The organism is Streptococcus sp. oral taxon 056 str. F0418 (assembly GCF_000220065.1).
Lineage (GTDB): Bacteria > Bacillota > Bacilli > Lactobacillales > Streptococcaceae > Streptococcus.
In genome coordinates, this window is sequence record NZ_AFQU01000001.1 from 1,213,832 (window position 1) to 1,235,142 (window position 21,311).

At 40.2% G+C, this 21,311-nt stretch carries 22 protein-coding genes; 18 read left to right on the plus strand and 4 right to left on the minus strand.

Annotated features, from left to right (window positions below):
* The first annotated feature begins 8 nt into the window (after positions 1-8).
* From purF to purH, 5 genes are all read left to right on the plus strand, one after another.
* On the plus strand, positions 9-1,451 hold the full coding sequence (purF, locus tag HMPREF9182_RS06055) for an amidophosphoribosyltransferase (RefSeq protein WP_009443629.1): 1,443 nt from the start codon (positions 9-11) through the stop codon (positions 1,449-1,451).
* Positions 1,452-1,494: 43 nt separating this feature from the next.
* Positions 1,495-2,517 carry a phosphoribosylformylglycinamidine cyclo-ligase gene (gene purM / locus HMPREF9182_RS06060; RefSeq protein WP_009754738.1) on the plus strand — a complete coding sequence of 341 codons (1,023 nt, stop codon included), beginning with the start codon at positions 1,495-1,497 and terminating at the stop codon, positions 2,515-2,517.
* On the plus strand, positions 2,514-3,065 hold the full coding sequence (purN, locus tag HMPREF9182_RS06065) for a phosphoribosylglycinamide formyltransferase (RefSeq protein ID WP_009754936.1): 552 nt from the start codon (positions 2,514-2,516) through the stop codon (positions 3,063-3,065). The genes purM and purN overlap by 4 nt, the downstream gene beginning before the upstream one ends.
* A 162-nt stretch (positions 3,066-3,227) precedes the next feature.
* The gene (locus HMPREF9182_RS06070; RefSeq protein WP_255263265.1) at positions 3,228-3,773 is read left to right on the plus strand and encodes a hypothetical protein; all 546 of its coding nucleotides are present in this window, start codon (positions 3,228-3,230) and stop codon (positions 3,771-3,773) included.
* Positions 3,770-5,317 carry a bifunctional phosphoribosylaminoimidazolecarboxamide formyltransferase/IMP cyclohydrolase gene (gene purH, locus HMPREF9182_RS06075; protein ID WP_009443184.1) on the plus strand — a complete coding sequence of 516 codons (1,548 nt, stop codon included), beginning with the start codon at positions 3,770-3,772 and terminating at the stop codon, positions 5,315-5,317. The genes HMPREF9182_RS06070 and purH overlap by 4 nt, the downstream gene beginning before the upstream one ends.
* Before the next feature lie 568 nt (positions 5,318-5,885).
* Here the strand turns inward: purH and HMPREF9182_RS06080 are convergent.
* On the minus strand, positions 5,886-6,602 hold the full coding sequence (locus HMPREF9182_RS06080; RefSeq protein WP_009754729.1) for a GntR family transcriptional regulator: 717 nt from the start codon (positions 6,600-6,602) through the stop codon (positions 5,886-5,888).
* Positions 6,603-6,744: 142 nt separating this feature from the next.
* Between HMPREF9182_RS06080 and HMPREF9182_RS06085 the strand changes: the two genes are divergently transcribed.
* The 8 genes from HMPREF9182_RS06085 to HMPREF9182_RS06120 all read left to right on the plus strand — a co-directional run bounded on the left by HMPREF9182_RS06085 (position 6,745) and on the right by HMPREF9182_RS06120 (position 14,637).
* Positions 6,745-8,538, plus strand: coding sequence for a glycoside hydrolase family 35 protein (locus HMPREF9182_RS06085; protein WP_037603053.1), 1,794 nt, complete (start codon positions 6,745-6,747; stop codon positions 8,536-8,538).
* Entirely contained in the window at positions 8,535-9,011 is a 477-nt protein-coding gene (locus tag HMPREF9182_RS06090) for a PTS system mannose/fructose/N-acetylgalactosamine-transporter subunit IIB (protein ID WP_009443588.1), read from the plus strand. The genes HMPREF9182_RS06085 and HMPREF9182_RS06090 overlap by 4 nt, the downstream gene beginning before the upstream one ends.
* Positions 9,012-9,037: 26 nt before the next feature.
* A complete protein-coding gene (locus tag HMPREF9182_RS06095; RefSeq protein ID WP_009754837.1) occupies positions 9,038-9,952 on the plus strand; it encodes a PTS mannose/fructose/sorbose/N-acetylgalactosamine transporter subunit IIC in 915 nt (304 codons plus the stop codon).
* Complete coding sequence (locus HMPREF9182_RS06100) at positions 9,939-10,757, plus strand: PTS system mannose/fructose/sorbose family transporter subunit IID (RefSeq protein ID WP_009754896.1); 819 nt, start codon at positions 9,939-9,941, stop codon at positions 10,755-10,757. The genes HMPREF9182_RS06095 and HMPREF9182_RS06100 overlap by 14 nt, the downstream gene beginning before the upstream one ends.
* An 11-nt stretch (positions 10,758-10,768) precedes the next feature.
* A complete protein-coding gene (locus HMPREF9182_RS06105; RefSeq protein WP_009754547.1) occupies positions 10,769-11,173 on the plus strand; it encodes a PTS sugar transporter subunit IIA in 405 nt (134 codons plus the stop codon).
* Between the two features lie 139 nt (positions 11,174-11,312).
* On the plus strand, positions 11,313-12,473 hold the full coding sequence (locus HMPREF9182_RS06110; protein WP_009443057.1) for an SIS domain-containing protein: 1,161 nt from the start codon (positions 11,313-11,315) through the stop codon (positions 12,471-12,473).
* A 22-nt stretch (positions 12,474-12,495) separates the two neighbouring features.
* On the plus strand, positions 12,496-13,497 hold the full coding sequence (gene lacD, locus HMPREF9182_RS06115; protein WP_009754324.1) for a tagatose-bisphosphate aldolase: 1,002 nt from the start codon (positions 12,496-12,498) through the stop codon (positions 13,495-13,497).
* Between the two features lie 105 nt (positions 13,498-13,602).
* Complete coding sequence (locus HMPREF9182_RS06120) at positions 13,603-14,637, plus strand: aldose epimerase family protein (RefSeq protein WP_009443731.1); 1,035 nt, start codon at positions 13,603-13,605, stop codon at positions 14,635-14,637.
* Between the two features lie 83 nt (positions 14,638-14,720).
* Here the strand turns inward: HMPREF9182_RS06120 and HMPREF9182_RS06125 are convergent, their stop codons facing one another.
* The 3 genes from HMPREF9182_RS06125 to HMPREF9182_RS06135 are packed head-to-tail and all read right to left on the minus strand — an operon-like array spanning position 14,721 to position 16,627.
* Positions 14,721-15,734 carry a DUF4097 family beta strand repeat-containing protein gene (locus HMPREF9182_RS06125; RefSeq protein WP_009754970.1) on the minus strand — a complete coding sequence of 338 codons (1,014 nt, stop codon included), beginning with the start codon at positions 15,732-15,734 and terminating at the stop codon, positions 14,721-14,723.
* Positions 15,727-16,311, minus strand: a complete 585-nt coding sequence (locus tag HMPREF9182_RS06130) for a DUF1700 domain-containing protein (RefSeq protein WP_009443880.1) — start codon at positions 16,309-16,311, stop codon at positions 15,727-15,729. Before HMPREF9182_RS06130 ends, HMPREF9182_RS06125 begins: the two co-directional genes overlap by 8 nt.
* A complete protein-coding gene (locus HMPREF9182_RS06135; protein WP_009754501.1) occupies positions 16,298-16,627 on the minus strand; it encodes a PadR family transcriptional regulator in 330 nt (109 codons plus the stop codon). The genes HMPREF9182_RS06130 and HMPREF9182_RS06135 overlap by 14 nt, the downstream gene beginning before the upstream one ends.
* 211 nt (positions 16,628-16,838) lie before the next feature.
* On the opposite strand from HMPREF9182_RS06135, the gene HMPREF9182_RS06140 reads away from it, so the two are divergent.
* Genes HMPREF9182_RS06140 through dltD form a run of 5 tightly spaced genes read left to right on the plus strand, consistent with a single transcriptional unit; the run spans position 16,839 to position 21,299 of the window.
* Positions 16,839-16,970 carry a teichoic acid D-Ala incorporation-associated protein DltX gene (locus tag HMPREF9182_RS06140; RefSeq protein ID WP_009443417.1) on the plus strand — a complete coding sequence of 44 codons (132 nt, stop codon included), beginning with the start codon at positions 16,839-16,841 and terminating at the stop codon, positions 16,968-16,970.
* A 44-nt stretch (positions 16,971-17,014) separates the two neighbouring features.
* Positions 17,015-18,538 carry a D-alanine--poly(phosphoribitol) ligase subunit DltA gene (gene dltA / locus HMPREF9182_RS06145; RefSeq protein ID WP_441347890.1) on the plus strand — a complete coding sequence of 508 codons (1,524 nt, stop codon included), beginning with the start codon at positions 17,015-17,017 and terminating at the stop codon, positions 18,536-18,538.
* Positions 18,535-19,782 (plus strand): D-alanyl-lipoteichoic acid biosynthesis protein DltB, encoded by a 1,248-nt coding sequence (dltB, locus tag HMPREF9182_RS06150; RefSeq protein ID WP_009443544.1) that lies wholly within the window; start codon positions 18,535-18,537, stop codon positions 19,780-19,782. Before dltA ends, dltB begins: the two co-directional genes overlap by 4 nt.
* A 16-nt stretch (positions 19,783-19,798) precedes the next feature.
* Positions 19,799-20,038, plus strand: a complete 240-nt coding sequence (gene dltC / locus HMPREF9182_RS06155; protein WP_009754845.1) for a D-alanine--poly(phosphoribitol) ligase subunit DltC — start codon at positions 19,799-19,801, stop codon at positions 20,036-20,038.
* Complete coding sequence (gene dltD, locus HMPREF9182_RS06160) at positions 20,031-21,299, plus strand: D-alanyl-lipoteichoic acid biosynthesis protein DltD (RefSeq protein WP_009443827.1); 1,269 nt, start codon at positions 20,031-20,033, stop codon at positions 21,297-21,299. Before dltC ends, dltD begins: the two co-directional genes overlap by 8 nt.
* Positions 21,300-21,311: the final 12 nt, after the last annotated feature.

A 21,311-nucleotide genomic window follows, 5' to 3' on the forward strand; every position in this document is an offset into this window, starting at 1 on the left:
GTAAATCAATGACGTACGAAGTAAAGTCACTTAATGAAGAATGTGGTGTTTTCGGTATCTGGGGGCATCCTGATGCAGCAAAACTAACGTATTTTGGTCTTCATAGCCTTCAGCATCGTGGCCAGGAGGGGGCAGGAATCCTTTCTAACGATGCTGGGCAGTTGAAGCGCCATCGTAATATGGGGCTTTTATCCGAAGTCTTTAAAAATCCTGCTAATTTGGATAAATTAACAGGAACAGGTGCGATTGGGCACGTTCGTTATGCAACTGCTGGCGAGGCTTCTGTAGATAATATCCAGCCTTTTATGTTTAAATTTCATGACATCCAATTTGGTCTTGCCCATAATGGGAATTTGACGAATGCAGCGTCATTAAAAAAAGAACTTGAAAAGAATGGGGCCATTTTCAGCTCGACTTCAGATTCTGAAATTTTAGCGCATTTGATTCGTCGTAGCCATAAGCCTACATTGATAGGAAAAGTCAAAGAAGCACTCAGTACAGTTAAGGGAGGCTTTGCCTACCTCTTGATGTTTGAAGACAAGCTTATTGTGGCGCTGGATCCAAATGGTTTTCGTCCTTTATCTATCGGGAGAATGGCGAATGGTGCAATTGTGGTATCCTCTGAAACCTGTGCTTTTGAGGTCATTGGAGCAGAGTGGCTTAGAGATGTGAAGCCTGGAGAGGTAGTCATCATTGACGATCAGGGCATCCAGTATGATCACTATACGACAGATACACAGCTTGCAATTTGCTCTATGGAATATATCTACTTTGCCCGTCCAGACTCGAATATCCATGGTGTCAATGTACATACAGCTCGTAAGCGAATGGGAGCTCAGTTAGCGCGTGAGTTTAAGCATGAAGCGGATATAGTGGTTGGTGTGCCTAATTCGTCGCTCAGTGCAGCCATGGGATTTGCGGAAGAATCAGGCTTACCCAATGAAATGGGCTTAATCAAAAACCAATATACACAACGCACTTTTATCCAACCAACTCAGGAATTACGTGAGCAAGGAGTTCGTATGAAACTCTCTGCGGTATCAGGTGTTGTTAAAGGAAAACGAGTCGTTATGATTGATGATTCGATTGTTCGTGGAACGACATCTCGTCGGATCGTTCAGCTCTTGAAAGAAGCGGGAGCTTCTGAGGTTCACGTTGCTATTGGTAGTCCAGCACTAGCTTATCCATGTTTTTACGGGATTGACATCCAGACTCGTCAGGAGTTGATCGCAGCGAATCACACAGTTGAAGAAACCCGTCAAATCATTGGTGCGGACAGTCTGACTTATCTTTCTATTGAGGGGTTAGTAGATTCCATTGGTATTGAGACAGACGCTCCCAATGGTGGACTTTGCGTGGCTTACTTTGATGGAAACTATCCAACCCCTCTCTATGACTATGAAGAAGAATATCGAAGAAGTTTGGAAGAAAAGACCAGTTTTTACAAATAGGCGGATGAAGGCTCTCCATTAAAGGAAAGGAAGAGGAGAAAAGATGACAAATAAAAATGCATATGCACAATCCGGTGTGGATGTTGAAGCGGGTTATGAAGTTGTTGAGCGGATCAAAAAACATGTGGCACGGACAGAACGTGCGGGTGTTATGGGTGCTCTAGGTGGCTTTGGTGGTATGTTTGATCTTTCAAAGACTGGGGTCAAAGAGCCGGTCTTGATTTCTGGTACGGATGGAGTTGGTACTAAACTGATGTTGGCGATCCAGTATGACAAGCATGATACCATTGGGCAGGACTGTGTAGCTATGTGTGTCAATGACATCATCGCAGCAGGAGCAGAACCTCTTTATTTTTTAGACTATATTGCTACTGGAAAAAATGAGCCAGCAAAGTTGGAACAAGTTGTCGCTGGTGTGGCTGAAGGTTGTGTGCAGGCAGGTGCAGCTCTCATTGGTGGGGAAACTGCTGAAATGCCTGGTATGTATGGAGAAGATGACTATGACTTGGCTGGTTTTGCGGTAGGTGTGGCTGAAAAAAGCCAAATTATTGATGGCTCAAAAGTAGCCGAAGGGGATATCCTCCTTGGACTTGCTTCCAGTGGGATCCACTCCAATGGTTACTCTCTCGTTCGTCGTGTTTTTGCCGACTATACAGGTGAGGAAGTCTTGCCAGAATTGGAAGGAAAGAAACTTAAGGAAGTCCTTCTTGAGCCGACTCGAATTTATGTCAAAGTTTTGTTGCCATTGATTAAAGAACAGCTAGTTCACGGAATTGCCCACATCACAGGTGGAGGCTTTATTGAAAATGTCCCACGTATGTTCTCGTGTGATTTAGCTGCAGTGATTGAGGAAGATAAGATTCCGGTGCTACCAATTTTCAAAGCACTTGAGAAATATGGTCAAATCAAGCACCAAGAAATGTTTGAAATCTTCAATATGGGGCTAGGGATGATTTTGGCCGTAGCTCCTGAAAATGTGGATCGTGTTAAAGAGCTTCTTGATGAGCCTGTTTATGAAGTTGGCCGGATTGTCAAAAAAGAAAATGAAAGTGTCATCATCAAATGAAAAAAATAGCGGTTTTTGCCTCTGGTAATGGCTCAAATTTTCAAGTGATTGCCGAACAATTTCCAGTGGAGTTTGTTTTTTCAGACCATCGTGATGCCTTTGTTCTCGAGCGTGCAAATCAGTTAAGGGTTAAAAGCTATGCTTTTGAACTCAAGGAGTTTGAGAACAAGGCAGACTATGAAGCAGCACTCGTGGAACTCTTGCAAGAACACCAGATTGACTTGGTTTGCCTCGCTGGCTACATGAAAATCGTTGGTTCAACCTTGCTTAGTGCTTATGAAGGTCGAATCATAAACATTCATCCAGCCTATCTGCCAGAATTTCCAGGAGCCCATGGGATTGAGGATGCTTGGCAGGCTGGTGTTGAGCAGTCTGGCGTGACCATTCACTGGGTGGACTCGGGTGTGGATACAGGCAAAATTATTCAGCAAGTGCGCGTGCCACGTCTGGCAGAAGATACACTAGAAAGCTTTGAAGCCCGCATTCATGAGGCGGAATACAGGTTATATCTAGAAGTGTTGGATAGTTTGGGAGTGGATAGGAAGTAAATTTTTGAATAATAAAGCTGTTGAGACTTTACTAGATAAAGTTAAAGAATTTGAAGAATTTTTTAATGAATATGAAAAACAATTTTACCCTAAAGTAAAAAAATTAGAAATAAATTTCTAATTAGCTTAATTGTATTTATTACTCTAATGTTAACAAGTTATGTGCTTTGGTTGTGGGATTTTGGTGATTTGTGTGTTAAAATACCTTCTCTTATTTTTACTGTGTTTTCTTTGTGGTATTTTATTTATCTCAGTCGAAAATTTGATAAAGTTTCAGATGGAAAACCTAATAAATTTGAAGAGCTATGTAGAGAAATAAAGTATGAATTGATTCTTATGTATGGAGAAAAAGCTAGTTATGCTGTGAAGTTGTTAATAGCTGATTTGACAGATAAACGTGATAGGTCGATTAATCGATATGAAAGTTCAATACAATTTGTTGGTAGAATTGGTATAATTTTGACAACGGCTTTTGTCACTTTGGCTTTAAATAAATTATTTGTTGCAGATGATACAGCTATTTCTGTTGAAACATTTTTGGGTTTAATTTTAATCGTGGCTATAATAGTATGGTTGATTAATTTCATAGATAGTGGAATAAAAAATATTATTAAATACCCCATATGGGGTAAAGCTTCAAAAGAAGTGTATCTAATAGATATTTTATACGAAGTAAAATATATGGTTTTGGAAAAGGAGAACATATGACTAAACGCGCCTTAATCAGCGTCTCAGACAAAGCGGGCATCGTTGAATTTGCCCAAGAACTCAAAAAACTTGGTTGGGAGATTATCTCGACAGGTGGTACCAAGGTTGCCCTTGAAAATGCTGGGGTAGAGACCATTGCCATCGATGATGTGACGGGTTTTCCAGAAATGATGGATGGCCGTGTCAAGACCCTCCACCCCAATATCCATGGTGGGCTCCTGGCTCGTCGTGACTTAGATAGCCACCTAGAAGCAGCTAAGGATAATCAGATTGAGCTCATTGACCTTGTGGTGGTGAACCTTTATCCATTCAAGGAAACGATTCTCAAACCAGACGTGACTTACGCTGATGCTGTAGAGAACATCGATATCGGCGGCCCATCCATGCTTCGTTCAGCAGCTAAAAACCATGCCAGCGTGACGGTTGTGGTAGATCCGGCTGACTATACAGTGGTGCTTGGTGAATTGGTTGCAGAGGGTGAAACCACTTATGAAACGCGCCAACGCTTAGCAGCTAAGGTTTTCCGTCACACAGCGGCTTATGATGCCTTGATTGCAGAATACTTCACAGTTCAAGTGGGCGAAAGCAAACCTGAAAAGCTCACTTTGACTTATGACCTCAAACAAGCCATGCGCTATGGGGAAAATCCTCAGCAGGATGCCGATTTCTACCAAAAAGCTTTGCCGACTGATTACTCTATTGCATCTGCAAAACAGCTTAATGGTAAGGAATTGTCCTTCAATAACATCCGTGATGCCGATGCAGCTATTTGTATCATCCGAGATTTCAGAGACCGTCCAACCGTTGTGGCTTTGAAACATATGAATCCGTGCGGTATCGGTCAGGCAGATGACATCGAAACAGCTTGGGACTATGCTTATGAGTCTGATCCTGTATCTATCTTTGGTGGGATTGTCGTTCTCAACCGTGAGGTGGATGTGGCGACAGCTGAGAAGATGCATGGTGTTTTTCTGGAAATTATCATTGCACCGGGCTATACAGATGAGGCGCTAGCCATTTTGACCAACAAAAAGAAAAACCTGCGTATCCTCGAGTTGCCATTTGATGCTCAAGAGACTAGTGAAGCAGAGGCTGAGTACACAGGTGTAGTCGGCGGGCTTCTTGTGCAAAATCAAGATGTGGTAAAGGAAAGCCCTGCGGATTGGCAAGTGGTGACCAAACGCCAGCCAACGAAGACAGAGGCAACCGCTCTTGAGTTCGCTTGGAAAGCTATCAAGTACGTTAAATCAAATGGTATCATCGTGACTAACGACCACATGACGCTTGGGGTAGGCCCAGGTCAGACTAATCGTGTAGCTTCAGTTCGTATCGCCATCGAGCAAGCTAAAGACCGCCTTGACGGTGCTGTCCTCGCTTCAGATGCTTTCTTTCCATTTGCTGATAATGTGGAAGAAATTGCTAAGGCTGGTATCAAGGCTATCATCCAGCCGGGTGGCTCCGTTCGTGACCAAGAATCTATCGAAGCGGCTGACAAATATGGCTTGACTATGATTTTTACTGGTGTACGTCATTTTAGACATTGAGAAAAACATAATATAATGAAGAGAGTAGGACAGAAATCGGTAATTCGTTAGAATTCGATTTCGTCGGCCCACCTCCGCACAGTTGAGTAGGGCTGTAAAAGCTGATGAAATCAGCGTAGTAGAGCCCACTCAACCACTGCGTCTTGCTCGATAATCCAAAGGCAATTGAGAGGCTAGGACTTTTGTCCCAGCCTCTTAAAGTATGAAAATAGAATGAGAAATGCGTAAGGATAAGAAAATAAGCGAAAAAAAGTAAATGATTCAAGGATTTTAGGCGGATAGCTGATTGTATGAAGAAGAATTTTTGCAAAATGTTTGAAGCTCAACAAAACAAACAAAATGTTTCGTGTGTCATTTGTGGTGATTAGCATCAAAAAGTCTCTCGAACAAGTTGTATGAGAGACTGTTAAATCAGTAAATGTTCGAATAAACTGCTTGATCAAACAAATGAGAGTTTTTGCTAAAAAACCTTTTCAAATCAGGCGAACTTCGATATAATATAAACATAAATGAAAACGCTTTTAACAAAAAGAACAATTACTTTGTCTGCAACTGTTCTTTTGTAATATTATCGGCTCTTATCAGAAGAGATAAATTTAATCTTATAAAAATCGCTACGCTTATAAGCTTCGCTATATTCTAGAATCTGTCCAGTACTTTCCAGTTGAGTTGTTTTCACTTGGTGTACAGAAGGGAATTGGGCATCAATTCCTAGTTTTTGTGCGATTACTTCAGGCGTTGGGAAGATAATTTCGTTTACTTCTTCAAAATGCTCATCATTCATATGGATATGGTAATCAGCTTTAAATCGACCATAGATAGAGCTATAGTAATCTAGATTTGGATAGTTGGCATTGATATATTGCTCAGGGATATAAGACTGATGGTAAATGTAAGTGACACCGTTTGTCTCCCGAACTCGTTCAATTTTATAATAGAATTGATTGCTTTTTAAACCGAGCTTTTCCAAGATAGACAAATCATTTCCGCGTTCGATAGATAGTACAGTCACTCGATCGTTTTGAGTTGGGAAAACTTCGATGTCGGAGAATTCAACTAATTTATGCTTACGAGCCCGAGATACAAAGGTACCTTTTCCCTGTTGGCGGATAATATAGCCGTCATTAGCTAAGTCGTTCAGTGCTCTGACAACAGTGATAGAACTAACATCGTACATTTGAATCAATTCAGCTTCAGTATAAAACTTATCACCATTTTCAAATTGACCCGAAATAATCTTTTGCTTTAGTTCTTCTTTTATATATTGATATTTAGGGATTGCCATTATTTGTTTCACCTCGCTTTTATTCCCTTTCAATAAAGATTTTACCATATTTTTAAAAAAATAGTTTAAAAGTATTGACTTTTTTTCAAAATATTATTATATTAATTAATGAAAAGGATTTCTTTTGCAGGGAGGTGAGGATTTGGTGAGATTCGAAATCTCAGATACTTTCTTATTAGATCAAAAACCATTTAAGATCTTGTCTGGGGCAATCCATTACTTCCGTGTGCATCCAGACGATTGGTATCACTCATTATACAATCTAAAAGCTTTAGGTTTTAATACAGTTGAGACTTACATTCCTTGGAATATGCATGAGCCTGAGAAAGGCAGATTTAATTTTCAAGGGCAGTTGGATCTGGAGAGATTTTTACAGATAGCCCAGGATTTGGACCTATATGCTATTGTTCGACCATCTCCTTTTATCTGTGCAGAGTGGGAGTTTGGAGGCTTGCCGGCTTGGCTCTTGTCGGAAGAGATGAGGATTCGCTCTTCAGACTCGCAATTTATTGAAGCTGTTTCATCTTATTATGATGCCTTGCTTCCCCGCCTAATCCCCAGATTACTGGATAATGGCGGTAATATCCTGATGATGCAAGTCGAAAATGAGTACGGTTCTTACGGGGAAGACAAAGCTTACCTTCGAGCTATTAAAGATTTGATGCTGAATCGTGGCGTGACTTGTCCCCTCTTCACTTCAGATGGACCTTGGAGAGCTACTTTAGAGGCTGGGACATTGATTGATGAGGATTTGTTTGTGACTGGAAACTTTGGATCTCGAGCAGATGAGAATTTTGCTTCGATGAAAAATTTTTTCCAAGAGCACAACAAGAAGTGGCCACTTATGTGTATGGAATTTTGGGATGGTTGGTTTAACCGCTGGAAGGAACCTATCATCAAGCGCGATCCAGACGAGTTGGCAGAAGCTGTTCATGATGTTTTGAAGCAAGGCTCTATCAATCTCTATATGTTTCATGGTGGAACTAATTTCGGTTTTATGAATGGTTGTTCGGCAAGAGGAACGATTGATCTGCCTCAGGTCACATCCTATGACTATGATGCTCTGCTTAATGAAGCTGGGAATCCAACTGCTAAATACTTTGCAGTCCAAAAAATGATAAAAGCTTACTATCCAGAGTATCCACAGATGGAGCCTTTGGTAAAAGATAGTTTTGAACGAAAGAATATTCCCTTGAGCGACAAGGTTAGTTTGTTTGAAACTTTGGCGGATTTGGCAGAGCCTGTTCAAAGTCTCTATCCTAAAAAGATGGAGGAACTGGGACAGAACTACGGTTATCTACTCTATCATATAGAGGCTAGTTGGGATGCAGAGTTAGAAAAGATTCGTGTCATTGATGGACGTGATCGAATGCAACTTTTTGTTGATCAAAAGCATATAGCAACTCAGTACCAAACGGAAATTGGAGAGGATATCTTAGTTGAAGGGGACATCAAGGCCAATTATAGCATTGACATTCTAATTGAGAATATGGGACGTGTCAACTATGGTCATAAACTCTTGGCAGATACCCAGAGAAAAGGGATCCGAACAGGGATTTGCAAGGATTTACACTTTATGCTAGATTGGCAGCACTACTGTCTTACTCTAGATCAACCTGAAAAGATTGATTTTTCAAAGAAATGGCACCCAGGACATCCTGCTTTCTATGCTTTTGATTTTAACTTAGAAATGAAAACGCTTAACGATACTTATCTAGATTTAACTAATTTTGGAAAGGGCGTGGCTTTTGTCAATAACGTTCATATCGGGCGTTTTTGGGATGTCGGACCGACACTATCGCTTTATATTCCCCATGGGCTTCTGAAAGAAGGAGCGAACCGTATTATTATCTTTGAGACAGAAGGGAAATATGAAGATTCTATTCAACTTGTTAACCAACCTATATTTAAAAAAGTAAAGGGGGAAAATCTATGACAATCGTAGGTAATCGAATTGACGGACGTTTGATTCACGGACAGGTAGCCAATCTTTGGACTACTAAGCTTAATGTAACACGCATCATGGTAATTGATGATGAAGTGGCACAAAATGATATTGAAAAGAGCGGACTCAAGTTGGCAACGCCGCCAGGAGTGAAGCTCAGCATTCTGCCAATCGCTAAAGCAGCAGAAAATATCTTGGCTGGTAAATATGACTCACAACGACTCTTTATCGTTGCCCGTAAACCAGACCGTTTCCTTCGTTTGGTAGAGGCTGGTGTACCACTAGAAACACTTAATGTTGGAAATATGTCTCAGTCAGACGAAACTCGTCCAATCACTCGCTCCATCAATGTAGTTGATGCAGATGTGGAAGCTTTCCACAAACTGCATGAAAAAGGCGTGAAGCTGACAGCTCAGATGGTTCCAAATGATCCAGTTACGGATTTTATGAATTTGTTAAAATAAGGAAAAATTTTTAGGAGGTCTTTGTCATGATACAATGGTGGCAAATTTTACTACTCACTCTGTACTCAGCTTATCAAATCTGCGATGAGTTGACGATCGTTTCTTCAGCAGGTTCACCTGTATTTGCTGGATTTATCACAGGTCTCATTATGGGAGATTTACCTACAGGTCTATTGATTGGTGCCAACCTTCAATTGGTGGTACTCGGTGTTGGTACCTTCGGTGGCGCTTCTCGTATTGACGCTACTTCTGGTGCGGTTCTTGCGACTGCCTTCTCAGTAGCTCAAGGTATCAAACCTGAAATTGCGATTTCAACAATCGCTGTTCCAGTAGCTGCTCTCTTGACTTACTTCGATATTCTTGGTCGTATGACTACAACTTACTTCGCTCACCGTGTAGATGCTGCGATTGAGCGCTTTGACTACAAAGGTATCGAACGCAACTATCTCCTTGGGGCTCTTCCTTGGATGGCATCTCGTGCCCTCCCAGTCTTCTTCGCACTTGCTTTTGGTGGAGCTTTCGTAGAAACTGTTGTTACAGGCATCTCTAATGTACAATGGTTGGCAAACGGTCTAAAACTTGCAGGTCAAATGCTTCCAGGTCTTGGATTTGCAATCTTGCTTCGCTATCTTCCAGTGAAACGCAACCTTCACTACTTGGCTCTCGGCTTTGGCTTGACAGCTATGTTGACAGTGCTTTACAGCAATGTTCAAAGCCTTGGTGCTGCAGTATCTAGTATTGTTGGTTCTGAAGTGTTCTCTAAACTTCCAAAAGAACAAGCTATTACTTTTGTTAACAACTTCAAGAGTGTATCTATGATTGGTATTGCCATTATCGGTATCTTCCTTGCAGTACAACACTTCAAAAACAGCCAACGTACAGTCGTAGCTGCTCCAGTAACTGAATCAGAAAGCGGGGAAATTGAAGATGACGAATTCTAATTACAAACTAACAAAAGAAGATTTTAAACAGATTAACAAGCGGAGCTTATTCACCTTCCAATTGGGTTGGAACTATGAGCGTATGCAGGCTTCTGGTTACCTTTATATGCTCTTGCCTCAACTTCGTAAAATGTACGGTGATGGTACTCCAGAATTGAAAGAAATGATGAAATTGCATACGCAATTCTTCAATACTTCACCATTCTTCCATACCATTATCACTGGTTTTGATCTAGCTATGGAAGAAAAAGATGGTGTCAAATCAAAAGATGCGGTCAATGGTATCAAGACAGGTCTCATGGGACCATTCGCTCCTCTTGGAGACTCAATCTTTGGATCATTGGTACCAGCTATTATGGGTTCTATCGCAGCAACTTTGGCTGTTGCAGGAAACCCAGCCGGTATCTTCTTATGGATCGCTGTAGCAGTTGTGTATGATATCTTCCGCTGGAAACAATTGGAATTTGCCTACAAAGAAGGGGTTAACCTCATCAACAACATGCAAAGTACTTTGACTGCTTTGATTGATGCAGCATCTGTACTTGGTGTTTTCATGGTTGGTGCCTTGATTGCTAGCATGATTGGTGTTGAAGTTTCTTGGGCTCCACACATTGGGGACAAAGCAATTGAAATTCAAGATATGCTCAACCTCATCTTCCCACGTTTGGTACCAGCTATCATCACAGGTGTAATCTTCTGGTTGCTTGGACGTAAGGGTATGAACTCTACAAAAGCTATCTTACTTATCATTCTTGCAGCGATTGCTTTCTCAGCATTTGGTCACTTCTTCTTTGGAATGGCATAATGGTGTAAATTATGAGTAAGCAATTAGTATTAATCAGTCATGGTCGTTTCTGTGAGGAATTACAACGTAGTACTGAGATGATTATGGGCCCACAAGAGTCTATTCATAGCGTTGCATTGCTTCCAGAAGAAGGGCCAGATGATTTTCTAGCAAAATTTTTAGATACTATCAAAGATTTTGATGACTATCTGGTGTTTGCTGATCTTTTGGGAGGCACTCCGTGCAATGTTGTTAGTCGCCTGATTATGGAGGGAAAAGAAATTGAGCTTTATGCTGGTATGAATTTACCAATGGTTATTGAGTTTATCAATTCTTCTCTCATCGGAGCTGACTGCAATTACCAAGAAAAAGCAGCAGGAAGTATCGTCAAGGTCAATGACCTCTTGGCCGACTTTGATGATGACGAAGACGAGTAAGAATAGTTTCTATGACTCTCTTAGCGTTTGCTAGAAACCTTATATAAGAAATAATGAGGGGAAAGGAAGAGTTTCCTCTCCTCTTTTTTGAACGAAAATGTTTGATTTTTTTCAAATTGACTAGAAAGGAAACAAAATAATGCTAGACTATTCAAAGGAAGAGCTGATAGAGTTGGGGGCAGAGATTACAACACGTGAAATCTACCAACAACCTCAGGTGTGGCAAGAAGCATTCGATACTTACAAGGCCAATCAAGCGGATATTGAAGCTTTTTTGCAGATGATTGATCGCAAACATGATTATATAAAAGTTATCTTAACAGGAGCAGGAACTTCAGCTTATGTAGGAGATACTTTAATCCCCTATTTTAAAAGTATTTATGATGAGCGTAAATGGAATTTCAATGCTATAGCAACGACGGATATTGTCGCTAGTCCTTTACATCACTTGCATAAAGATATTCCGACAGTGCTGGTTTCTTTTGCACGTAGCGGCAATTCGCCAGAAAGTGTAGCAACAGTTGATTTGGCTAAGCAGATCGTAGATGAGCTTTATCAAATAACGATCACCTGTGCTGCAGAAGGAAAATTAGCGCAACAAGCACAAGGAGATGAGAAAAATTTACTGCTGCTTCAGCCTGAACCATCCAACGATGCTGGTTTTGCTATGACATCAAGCTTTACCTCTATGATGCTGACGGCTTTATTGGTGTTTGATAAGGCTGATTTGACCATCAAAGAAGAAAAGGTAGCAGCTCTTATCGAGCTTAGCCAACAGACACTTAATCAAGTAGATACTATCCAGAATCTGGTTAATTTAGACTTTAATCGTGTTATTTATCTGGGAGCTGGTCCTTTCTTTGGCTTAGCACATGAAGCTCAGTTGAAGATCCTGGAATTGACAGCAGGACAGGTAGCAACCATGTATGAAAGCCCCGTCGGTTTCCGTCATGGGCCAAAATCACTGATTAATGAACAAACCATTGTCCTACTATTTGGCTCGGTCAATCCTTATACAAAACAGTACGATTTGGATTTAATCAAAGAAGTGGCAGGTGATCAGATTGCACGGAAGATTGTTCTTCTAACAGATAAAAAAGAAGCATTAGCACAAGTAGAACAAGTAGAAATGAACAATCGTTTGTTAGATGATATTTATCGGACCTTCCCATATATTATATTTGGTCAGCTATTTGCTCTTTTGACTTCTCTGAAAGTCAATAATAGACCAGATACTCCTTCTCCGACTGGCACTGTCAATCGTGTAGTGCAAGGAGTTGTGATTCATCCATTTGAGTAGGAGAGAAAGGATATATACAGTTATGAAATCATTGACATTAAGCAAAGGAAAGGCAGCTCATCTGAGAAATCTATCGGATGAGAAAGGTATTATTTCCGCTTTAGCTTTTGATCAGCGGGGCGCTTTAAAACGACTGATGGCTCAGTACCAAGAATCTGAACCAACAGTAGCACAAATGGAAGAGTTGAAGGTTTTGGTAGCAGAAGAATTGACACCCTATGCTTCATCCATGCTACTTGATCCTGAGTTTGGGCTTCCAGCAACCAAGGTTTTAGACAAAAAGGCAGGTCTTCTACTAGCATATGAAAAGACCGGTTACGATACGTCGACTACCAAGCGCTTACCAGACTGCCTCAATCTTTGGTCTGCAAAACGGATTAAAGAAGAAGGAGCTGATGCGGTTAAGTTTTTGTTATACTATGATGTAGATAGCAGTGACGAGCTCAATCAAGAAAAGCAGGCCTACATTGAGCGTATTGGTTCTGAATGTATAGCAGAGGACATTCCATTCTTCTTGGAAATTCTTGCTTATGATGAAACCATTGCTGATAATGGATCTGTTGAGTATGCCAAGGTTAAACCTCGTAAAGTAATTGAGGCTATGAAAATTTTTTCTGACCCACGTTTTAATGTAGATGTTTTGAAGGTTGAAGTACCGATTAATGTTAAATATGTCGAAGGTTTTGGTGAAGGGGAAATTGTTCATACTAGGGAGGAAGCAGCGGCCTTCTTTGAAGCACAAGACCAAGCAACGCACTTGCCTTATATTTATTTGAGTGCGGGTGTCTCAGCTAAGCTCTTCCAAGAGACCTTGGTTTTTGCACATGAATCAGGCGCTCACTTCAACGGTGTACTATGCGGTCGAGCTACATGGGCAGGTACTGTACAAGCCTATATTGAAAACGGCGAGGGCGCAGCACGCGACTGGCTACGGTCAACTGGTTTTGAAAATATTGATGAACTGAATAAAGTTTTGCAGACCACAGCTCATAGTTGGTTTGATAAAGTAGAAGAAAGTCTTTAAAAAGTAGGTGGTTTTTAAGCTATAGATTGTGTTATAGTGAGGTAACGAGAATGTTGCTAGGCTATCACACAGCCGCGCCTTTCCATTTCACCATAAGGAGTCACTATGAAACCGTATCAAAAATCTATTTTTGGACAGCTTCGCAACGAAGATATTTTTCGTTTTACTTTTGAAAATGACCTAGGCTATCGCCTTAGTGTTATGAATTATGGCGCAACGATATTGGAATATCAGACGCCGGATAAAGCAGGACATTTTGCAAATGTTATTTTAGGGTTTGATCGTTTTGTAGATTATATCGGAAATAGCCCTAAACATGGAGCGAGTATCGGTCCGGTTGCTGGTCGAATTGCTGGAGCAACTTTTGACTTAGCTGGAGAAAACTATATCCTTGAAGCTAATAATGGACAAAATTGTAATCACAGTGGATCGACAGGTTGGGATAGTGTTGTTTTTCAGATAGAGGAAGTGACAGATGAAGGACTTGTTCTTTATACGGAGCGTAGAGATGGCACAGGAGGCTTCCCAGGTAACCTCAAAGTCTGGATTTCTTACACTCTTTCTGAGCAAGGAGAGTTAGAAATCTCTTATCAAGTACAGACTGATAAAGATACATTGATCAATCCAACCAATCATAGTTATTTTAACCTTTCTGGTCACTTTGATCAGCCTATTGATGATCATGTTTTTCAGGTTGATAGCCTTGGTGTATTTCCAATTGCAAAAGACGGCATTCCAGCTAAGGAGCCGGAAGAAAGAGAATTTGTGAAGCACTTGCGCCAAGCGATGCTCTTAAAAGATCTATTTGCTGAGCAGGACGAACAGATTCAGCTTGTATCGGGTCTGGATCATCCTTTTGCTCTTAAGTCAGACCATGAAACAGCAGGATTTCTCTATCATCAGGAGTCAGGACGTTTCCTAACCTTTAAGACGGAAGCGCCATGCTTGGTCGTTTACACGGCTAATTGTGTGGATGATGCTATCCTATTCAATGGAAAAACTATGAAGCAGCATAATGGAATAGCACTTGAAATGCAGGCTCTACCAGATGCCATTCATAGCAACTACAAGGACCAAGTTCTAGTCCGAGCAGGTCAAGAATTTACTAGCACTACTACTTATCGCGTCATTGCGAAATAGCAAAAAAGGCTGAGATTTTCCCAGCCTTTTTTAATATCCATCTGCAGACGGATGTGGTTTTCGTTTGAAATGCTAAAATAATGTTACTCGGCAGCAGATAATTCAATGCTACCAGCACTATCTCTCACAAAAACTTTTCCTTTACTATTATCTAGTGTACGTTTAAGTTTAGAGCCGACTTCATCGCTTTCTCCTGTAATAGATTGAAAGTTACTTGGTACTTTAACGGTGCCAAGGCTAGTTTCGAGGTCAAATGACAGTGTGTCAAGACTTTCCTTGACTAAGTTTAGTTTCACATCTCCCAAACTATTGTCGATAGTGATATCTCCAGATAGAGTGAGTTGATGCGAATCAAGGAGACCAGACGATAGATCGATTGTACTATCAGCTAGCTTGCTTTGGTTTAGCATGATATCTCCCAGAGAGTTTTTCAGTTTTCCTTTGTTGATGGTACTATTATTGATTGCTAAGCTTCCAGAAGATAAATCGAGATCCAGCTTTTGAGCATTTAAGCCAGACAGGGTGATATTCCCCAGAGAATTAGAAAGATTTCCTGTGGTGATTGTGCTGTTGCTGAAAGTCAAGCTACCAGCTGAAAGGCTGAGATCTAACTCTTTAACATTCAAGCCTGATAAAGTAACATTTCCCAAGCTACTGTGACCTTTAAAGTTTGTAAGAGAAGTCCCTTTTGGTAGACTAAGACTCACTGTTGAGCGCTGTTGTTCACTGTTAAAGAGATTTGCTAGAGAGCGGAAACTGCTGATCCAACCAAAAGAGAAAAGTTGTCTTGGTTGTTGGATACTTAGAGTTCCCTGATTATTTGAAACGGTGATATGTTCAGAAGCTTCCTCTCCCTGATAATAGGTCAGATGAACTTTATCGTCCTTGGACTCATCTATGGACAAATCTCGTGTGTTCATGTGAATGTCGAGTGCAGAGATGTTTGAGAATTCCTCTGTTTTCTTGCTAAATTTAGTCTGATTTGCTTGTAGCAAGTGATTCGCACCGCCTGTTGCAACTCCAGTAGCAATCAGAGCACCACCAAACAAGCAACCTGCGATTCCAACGGTTAGTAGTGATTTTTTAAAATTAGGCATGACGAGTTCCTTTCTTAGAGATGCGTTTTGCAAGGCTGACAAAACTGTTCTTGGCGAACTGTACGAGTGGAGATACTCCTAGAGCACAAAGGGCTGATAGGCCAAATCCTAAAAGGCCGATTCCGAGTGTGAGTAAAAAGCTAGGAATGGATAAGCCTAAGGTATAGGTCAAGCTCTCCCAAATAGTGCTGAGCGCAAAGACAAAAAAAGCAAATGATCCGATAGCTAAGACGAAGGCAAAAATAAATGTTAAAAAGAAGAACACAAATACCAAAATGCCGATCACTAAAGCCAGCGGGATGGCTAGAGGTGCAGCTAGAAGGGACAAGATGGCAATTTGCAGCACGTTTGTAGTGTTTTTTGGACCATCTTCTTCGATTTTTTTATCCAAGAGATTGACCATGATGTCATGAGCGGCCTCTTTTGGACTTCCTAGTTCAGCGATAACGCTCTCTTCATTTTCAGGTCCTGCTTCATCGAAATACTCTACGAAGTAGTCCATAGCTTCTTGGTAATCATTCTTTGGTAATTTTTTTAAATATTTGTCTAACTGAGCAAGGTATTCAGTTCTTTTCATGGCGGATATTCCCTTCTATAATATCGTTGATTGTGTTGATGTATTGGCTCCACTCTTCACGGAGATTGTCAAGTTGATCAAGACCAGCACCTGTAAGAGAGTAGTATTTCCTTTTTCGACCTTGAAACTCTTGTGAGTAAGTCGTCAGATAATGGCTGTTTTCTAATTTTTTGAGAATTGGATAAAGAGTTGATTCTTTGATATTGGCTAAGAGCTTGATTGTTTGACTGATCTCATAGCCATAGGAATCTTCTTTTTCTACAAGTGCTAGGATTAGAAATTCGATCAAAGCTGATGATGTTGGAAAGTAGTACACATTTTTCCTCCTTTTTTGTTTATATAAAAAATTTATATATAATATTTTTATATATAAATTATATACATAAAAAAATTGCTTGTCAATAGAATATATAAAAAATTTATATATATTTTTTATAATCACAGAAACAAAATAGGCTTGGGATTGAAAACTATACAGATAAAATGGTAAAATAGAATATATTTTATTGAATGATTTGGAATGAAGAATGAAAAAGCATCAAACAATTTACACTTTTGCATGGAGAACTTTGCTTTACTTTGTTATTTTTTTAGCACTTCTCTATTTCTTTAGCTATCTAGGTCAAGGACAAGGTGGCTTTATTTACAATGAATTTTAAGATTAAAAGAGGTATCCTTTGTGACAAATACGATTATTAATGACATGATAGAAACGATTGAGCGCTATGCTCAAACACAGCCTGACTTCCCGGTCTACAATGTTTTAGGAGAGGTTCATACTTATGCTGATTTGAAATCAGACTCTGACTCGCTGGCAGCTAAGATCGACAGCCTTGGTTTACCAGAAAAGTCTCCAGTTGTAGTATTTGGTGGTCAAGAATATGAAATGCTTGCGACTTTTGTAGCTTTAACGAAGTCAGGACATGCTTATATCCCGATTGACAGCCATTCAGCTTTGGAGCGCGTGGCAGCTATTGTAGAAGTGGCAGAGCCAAGCTTGATCATTGCAATTGCAGACTTTCCTATGGAAGGAGCTGTTCCAAGTATCGGATTGGCAGACTTGCAAGAGACTTTCGCGCAAAAAACGCCTTATGAAATCACCCATTCTGTCAAAGGGGACGATAACTACTATATTATCTTTACATCTGGAACGACAGGAAAGCCCAAAGGGGTTCAAATTTCTCATGACAATTTACTAAGTTTCACCAACTGGATGATTACAGACAAAGAGTTTGCTACGCCTGCTCAACCGCAAATGTTGGCACAGCCTCCGTACTCGTTTGATTTGTCTGTGATGTACTGGGCGCCAACTCTGGCTTTAGGAGGTACACTATTTGCACTTCCAAGTGCCATCACACAAGACTTTAAGCAGCTCTTTGAGACGATCTTGAGTTTGCCGATTGCTATCTGGACTTCAACACCGTCTTTTGCCGATATGGCTATGCTGTCAGATGATTTCAATATTGAAAAAATGCCTGGTATCACCCATTTTTACTTTGATGGAGAAGAGCTGACTGTTAAGACAGCCCAAAAGTTACGCGATCGTTTCCCGAATGCTCGAATCATCAATGCTTATGGACCGACAGAAGCGACTGTTGCCTTATCAGCTGTTGCGATTACAGATGAGATGCTAGCGACTATGAAACGTCTACCTATCGGCTATACTAAGGCAGACTCTCCAACTTTTATCATTGACGAAAATGGAAAGAAACTTCCAAACGGAGAACAGGGAGAAATCATTGTATCTGGTCCAGCGGTTTCTAAAGGTTATATGAACAATCCAGAAAAAACAGCAGAAGCGTTCTTTGAATTTGAGGGTCTACCTGCTTATCACACTGGTGATGTGGGTTCTATGACTGACGAAGGACTCTTGCTATACGGGGGACGCATGGACTTCCAAATTAAGTTTAATGGCTACCGTATTGAGTTAGAGGATGTTTCACAGAACCTCAATAAATCTAAATATATTGATTCGGCAGTGGCTGTCCCTCGCTATAACAAAGACCACAAGGTACAAAATCTCTTGGCTTATGTGATCTTGAAGGATGGAGTGGCAGAGCAGTTTGAGAGGGAAATTGACATTACAAAAGCTATCAAGGAAGATTTAGAAGATATCATGATGTCCTACATGATGCCGTCTAAGTTTCTTTACCGTGACTCTCTTCCTTTAACGCCAAACGGTAAAATTGATATTAAGGGTTTAATTAGTGAGGTCAATAACCGATGATGGAAATTTTAAAACAACTTCCTCACTTAGAACCTTATGGCGATCCTCAATATTTTGTTTATATTATTTTAGCGGTGTTACCCATTTTCATTGGTCTCTTCTTTAAAAGAAGATTTCCAATTTATGAAACCTTGGTTAGTTTAGCTTTTATTATCTTTATGTTTGTCGGGCCGGACTTGACACAGCTCTATGCTTTTGCTTTCTATGTCATTTGGCAGACTTTTTGGCTTTTTGTCTATAAGTCTTATCGCAAGAGATGGGATAATAAGTGGATTTTCTATTTACACGTTTTCCTGGCAGTTTTGCCGTTGACGATTGTGAAAGTCACACCAGCTATTCAAGACCATCATCAGTCCTTGCTAGGTTTTCTAGGGATTTCCTATCTGACCTTCCGATCTGTTGGTATGATGATGGAGTTGCGGGATGGAGCTTTAACAGACTTTAGTCTCTGGGAGTTTTTACGATTTATGCTCTTTATGCCGACCTTTTCTAGTGGTCCGATTGATCGCTTTAAACGGTTTAATGAAGACTATATCCAGATCCCTGAGCGAGATGAATTGTTGAGCATGCTGGAGAAGTCGGTTCACTATATCATGCTAGGCTTTCTTTATAAGTTTGTCTTAGCACATATTTTTGGTCACATCTTGTTGCCGCCATTAAAGCAACTTGCGATTCAGACAGGTGGTTGGTTTAACCTACCGACGCTAGGGGTCATGTATATTTTTGGTTTGGATCTCTTTTTTGATTTTGCAGGCTATTCTATGTTTGCAGTGGCAATTTCTCATTTAATGGGAATTAAGAGTCCAATCAATTTTGACAAACCTTTTATCTCTCGTGATTTAAAGGAATTTTGGAATCGTTGGCACATGAGTTTGTCTTTTTGGTTCCGTGATTTTGTCTTTATGCGACTGGTCATGGTCTTGATGCGAAATAAAGTATTTAAAAATAGAAATACCACATCAGCTGTGGCTTATCTGATTAACATGGCGATCATGGGCTTTTGGCATGGAGTCACCTGGTATTATGTTGCTTATGGTGTGTTTCATGGCTTGGGCTTGATTATCAATGATGCTTGGTTACGTAAGAAAAAGACACTTAATAAAGAACGAAAAACAAAAGGATTATCGCCATTGCCAGACAATAAATGGACGCAAGCTTTGGGAATGGTTATAACTTTTCATGTTGTGATGTTCTCATTCTTAATCTTTTCTGGATTTTTGAATGAGCTTTGGTTTAAAAAATAAAAAAGAGGAATAAACAATGGATGTAAAAGCAGAAGTAATTGAAATTATTGATGAGCTATTCATGGAAGATGTATCGGATATGATGGATGAGGACTTGTTTGATGCAGGTGTTTTGGATAGTATGGGAACGGTAGAATTAATCGTAGAATTAGAAAATCGCTTTAATATTCGCGTACCTGTTTCTGAGTTTGGTCGTGACGATTGGAATACTGCAAACAAAATCGTTGAAGGTGTAACGGAGCTTCGCAATGCTTAAAAGACTATGGCTGATTTTAGGGCCAGTTTTCTGTGCGCTGCTATTAGTAGCAGCTTTGCTATTTTTCTATCCAATAAACTACAGTCATCATTTTGAGAATGAAAAACGTTCAGCGGTAACGTTAACTGCGGAGAATTTTAAAAATCGGACTCAAAAAGCTAAAGCTTTGACTGACGAAGATCATCGTTTCGTTCCGTTCTTTGGTTCGAGCGAGTGGTTGCGCTTTGATAGTCTGCATCCAGCAGTCTTAGCTGAGAAATATAATCGCTCTTACCGTCCTTATTTCCTAGGACAAAGGGGAGCTGCTTCTCTGAATCAATACTTTGGCATGCAACAAATACTACCACAACTAGAGAATAAAACAGCGGTGTATGTTGTTTCGCCTCAGTGGTTTACAAAAAAAGGATATGATGCCTCTGCTTTTCAGCAATATTTCAATAGTGATCAGCTGACTAGCTTTTTAAAGCAACAAAATGGGGATGTAGCCGCCCAATATGCAGCGAAGCGCCTCTTGCAACTATATCCTAATGTTGCTATGAAGGATAATGTCAAAAAGCTGGCTGAAAAAGAATCTTTGACTAGTTTTGATCAATCCTTTATTCGTTTTATGGCTCGAATTAACCAGCGAGAAGATGCTTTTTTTAGTACTTTTGTAGCGGCTAATAATGAGAATTATGAAAATCTAGTCTTGCCGAAGTTAAAAAATCTTCCGAGCAAATTTTCTTATCCAGCGTTAGAGAAAGTTGGTGTGGAGGAAGCACAGAAGCATACAAGTAGTAATGATCTGGGAATTGAAAATAAATTCTATCAGAATCGTTTAAAAAAAGCCTTGAAACGTCTCAAAGGTTCTCAGAAGAAGCTATCATATGTGCAGTCTCCTGAATACAATGATTTGCAGTTAGCTTTGGATCAGTTTGCTAAATCAAAAACGAATGTTATCTTTGTCATTCCTCCGGTCAATGCTAAATGGATGGAGTATACAGGATTGAGCCAAGAAATGTACCAACAGGCTGTTCAAAAAATCAAGTATCAGTTGACAACACAAGGCTTTACGAATATTGCTGATTTTTCTCAGGATGGAGGTAAGCCTTATTTCATGCAAGATACCATCCATATGGGATGGTTAGGTTGGCTGGCTTTTGATAAAGTTGTAGATCCTTTTGTATCGAATCCTCAGCCTGCTCCTAGCTATCAGATGAATGATCGTTTCTTTAGTCAAGAGTGGTCTCAGTATACTGGAGAACCAGAGGAATTTAAATAGTATTCTTTCAAG

Coding starts and splice junctions, on each gene's coding strand:
- purF (WP_009443629.1), top strand. CDS start 9: ATGACGTACGAAGTAAAGTCACTTAATGAAGAATGTGGTGTTTTCGGT.
- purM (WP_009754738.1), top strand. CDS start 1,495: ATGACAAATAAAAATGCATATGCACAATCCGGTGTGGATGTTGAAGCG.
- purN (WP_009754936.1), top strand. CDS start 2,514: ATGAAAAAAATAGCGGTTTTTGCCTCTGGTAATGGCTCAAATTTTCAA.
- purH (WP_009443184.1), top strand. CDS start 3,770: ATGACTAAACGCGCCTTAATCAGCGTCTCAGACAAAGCGGGCATCGTT.
- HMPREF9182_RS06080 (WP_009754729.1), bottom strand. CDS start 6,602: ATGGCAATCCCTAAATATCAATATATAAAAGAAGAACTAAAGCAAAAG.
- HMPREF9182_RS06090 (WP_009443588.1), top strand. CDS start 8,535: ATGACAATCGTAGGTAATCGAATTGACGGACGTTTGATTCACGGACAG.
- HMPREF9182_RS06095 (WP_009754837.1), top strand. CDS start 9,038: ATGATACAATGGTGGCAAATTTTACTACTCACTCTGTACTCAGCTTAT.
- HMPREF9182_RS06100 (WP_009754896.1), top strand. CDS start 9,939: ATGACGAATTCTAATTACAAACTAACAAAAGAAGATTTTAAACAGATT.
- HMPREF9182_RS06105 (WP_009754547.1), top strand. CDS start 10,769: ATGAGTAAGCAATTAGTATTAATCAGTCATGGTCGTTTCTGTGAGGAA.
- HMPREF9182_RS06110 (WP_009443057.1), top strand. CDS start 11,313: ATGCTAGACTATTCAAAGGAAGAGCTGATAGAGTTGGGGGCAGAGATT.
- lacD (WP_009754324.1), top strand. CDS start 12,496: ATGAAATCATTGACATTAAGCAAAGGAAAGGCAGCTCATCTGAGAAAT.
- HMPREF9182_RS06120 (WP_009443731.1), top strand. CDS start 13,603: ATGAAACCGTATCAAAAATCTATTTTTGGACAGCTTCGCAACGAAGAT.
- HMPREF9182_RS06125 (WP_009754970.1), bottom strand. CDS start 15,734: ATGCCTAATTTTAAAAAATCACTACTAACCGTTGGAATCGCAGGTTGC.
- HMPREF9182_RS06130 (WP_009443880.1), bottom strand. CDS start 16,311: ATGAAAAGAACTGAATACCTTGCTCAGTTAGACAAATATTTAAAAAAA.
- HMPREF9182_RS06140 (WP_009443417.1), top strand. CDS start 16,839: ATGAAAAAGCATCAAACAATTTACACTTTTGCATGGAGAACTTTGCTT.
- dltA (WP_441347890.1), top strand. CDS start 17,015: ATGATAGAAACGATTGAGCGCTATGCTCAAACACAGCCTGACTTCCCG.
- dltB (WP_009443544.1), top strand. CDS start 18,535: ATGATGGAAATTTTAAAACAACTTCCTCACTTAGAACCTTATGGCGAT.
- dltC (WP_009754845.1), top strand. CDS start 19,799: ATGGATGTAAAAGCAGAAGTAATTGAAATTATTGATGAGCTATTCATG.
- dltD (WP_009443827.1), top strand. CDS start 20,031: ATGCTTAAAAGACTATGGCTGATTTTAGGGCCAGTTTTCTGTGCGCTG.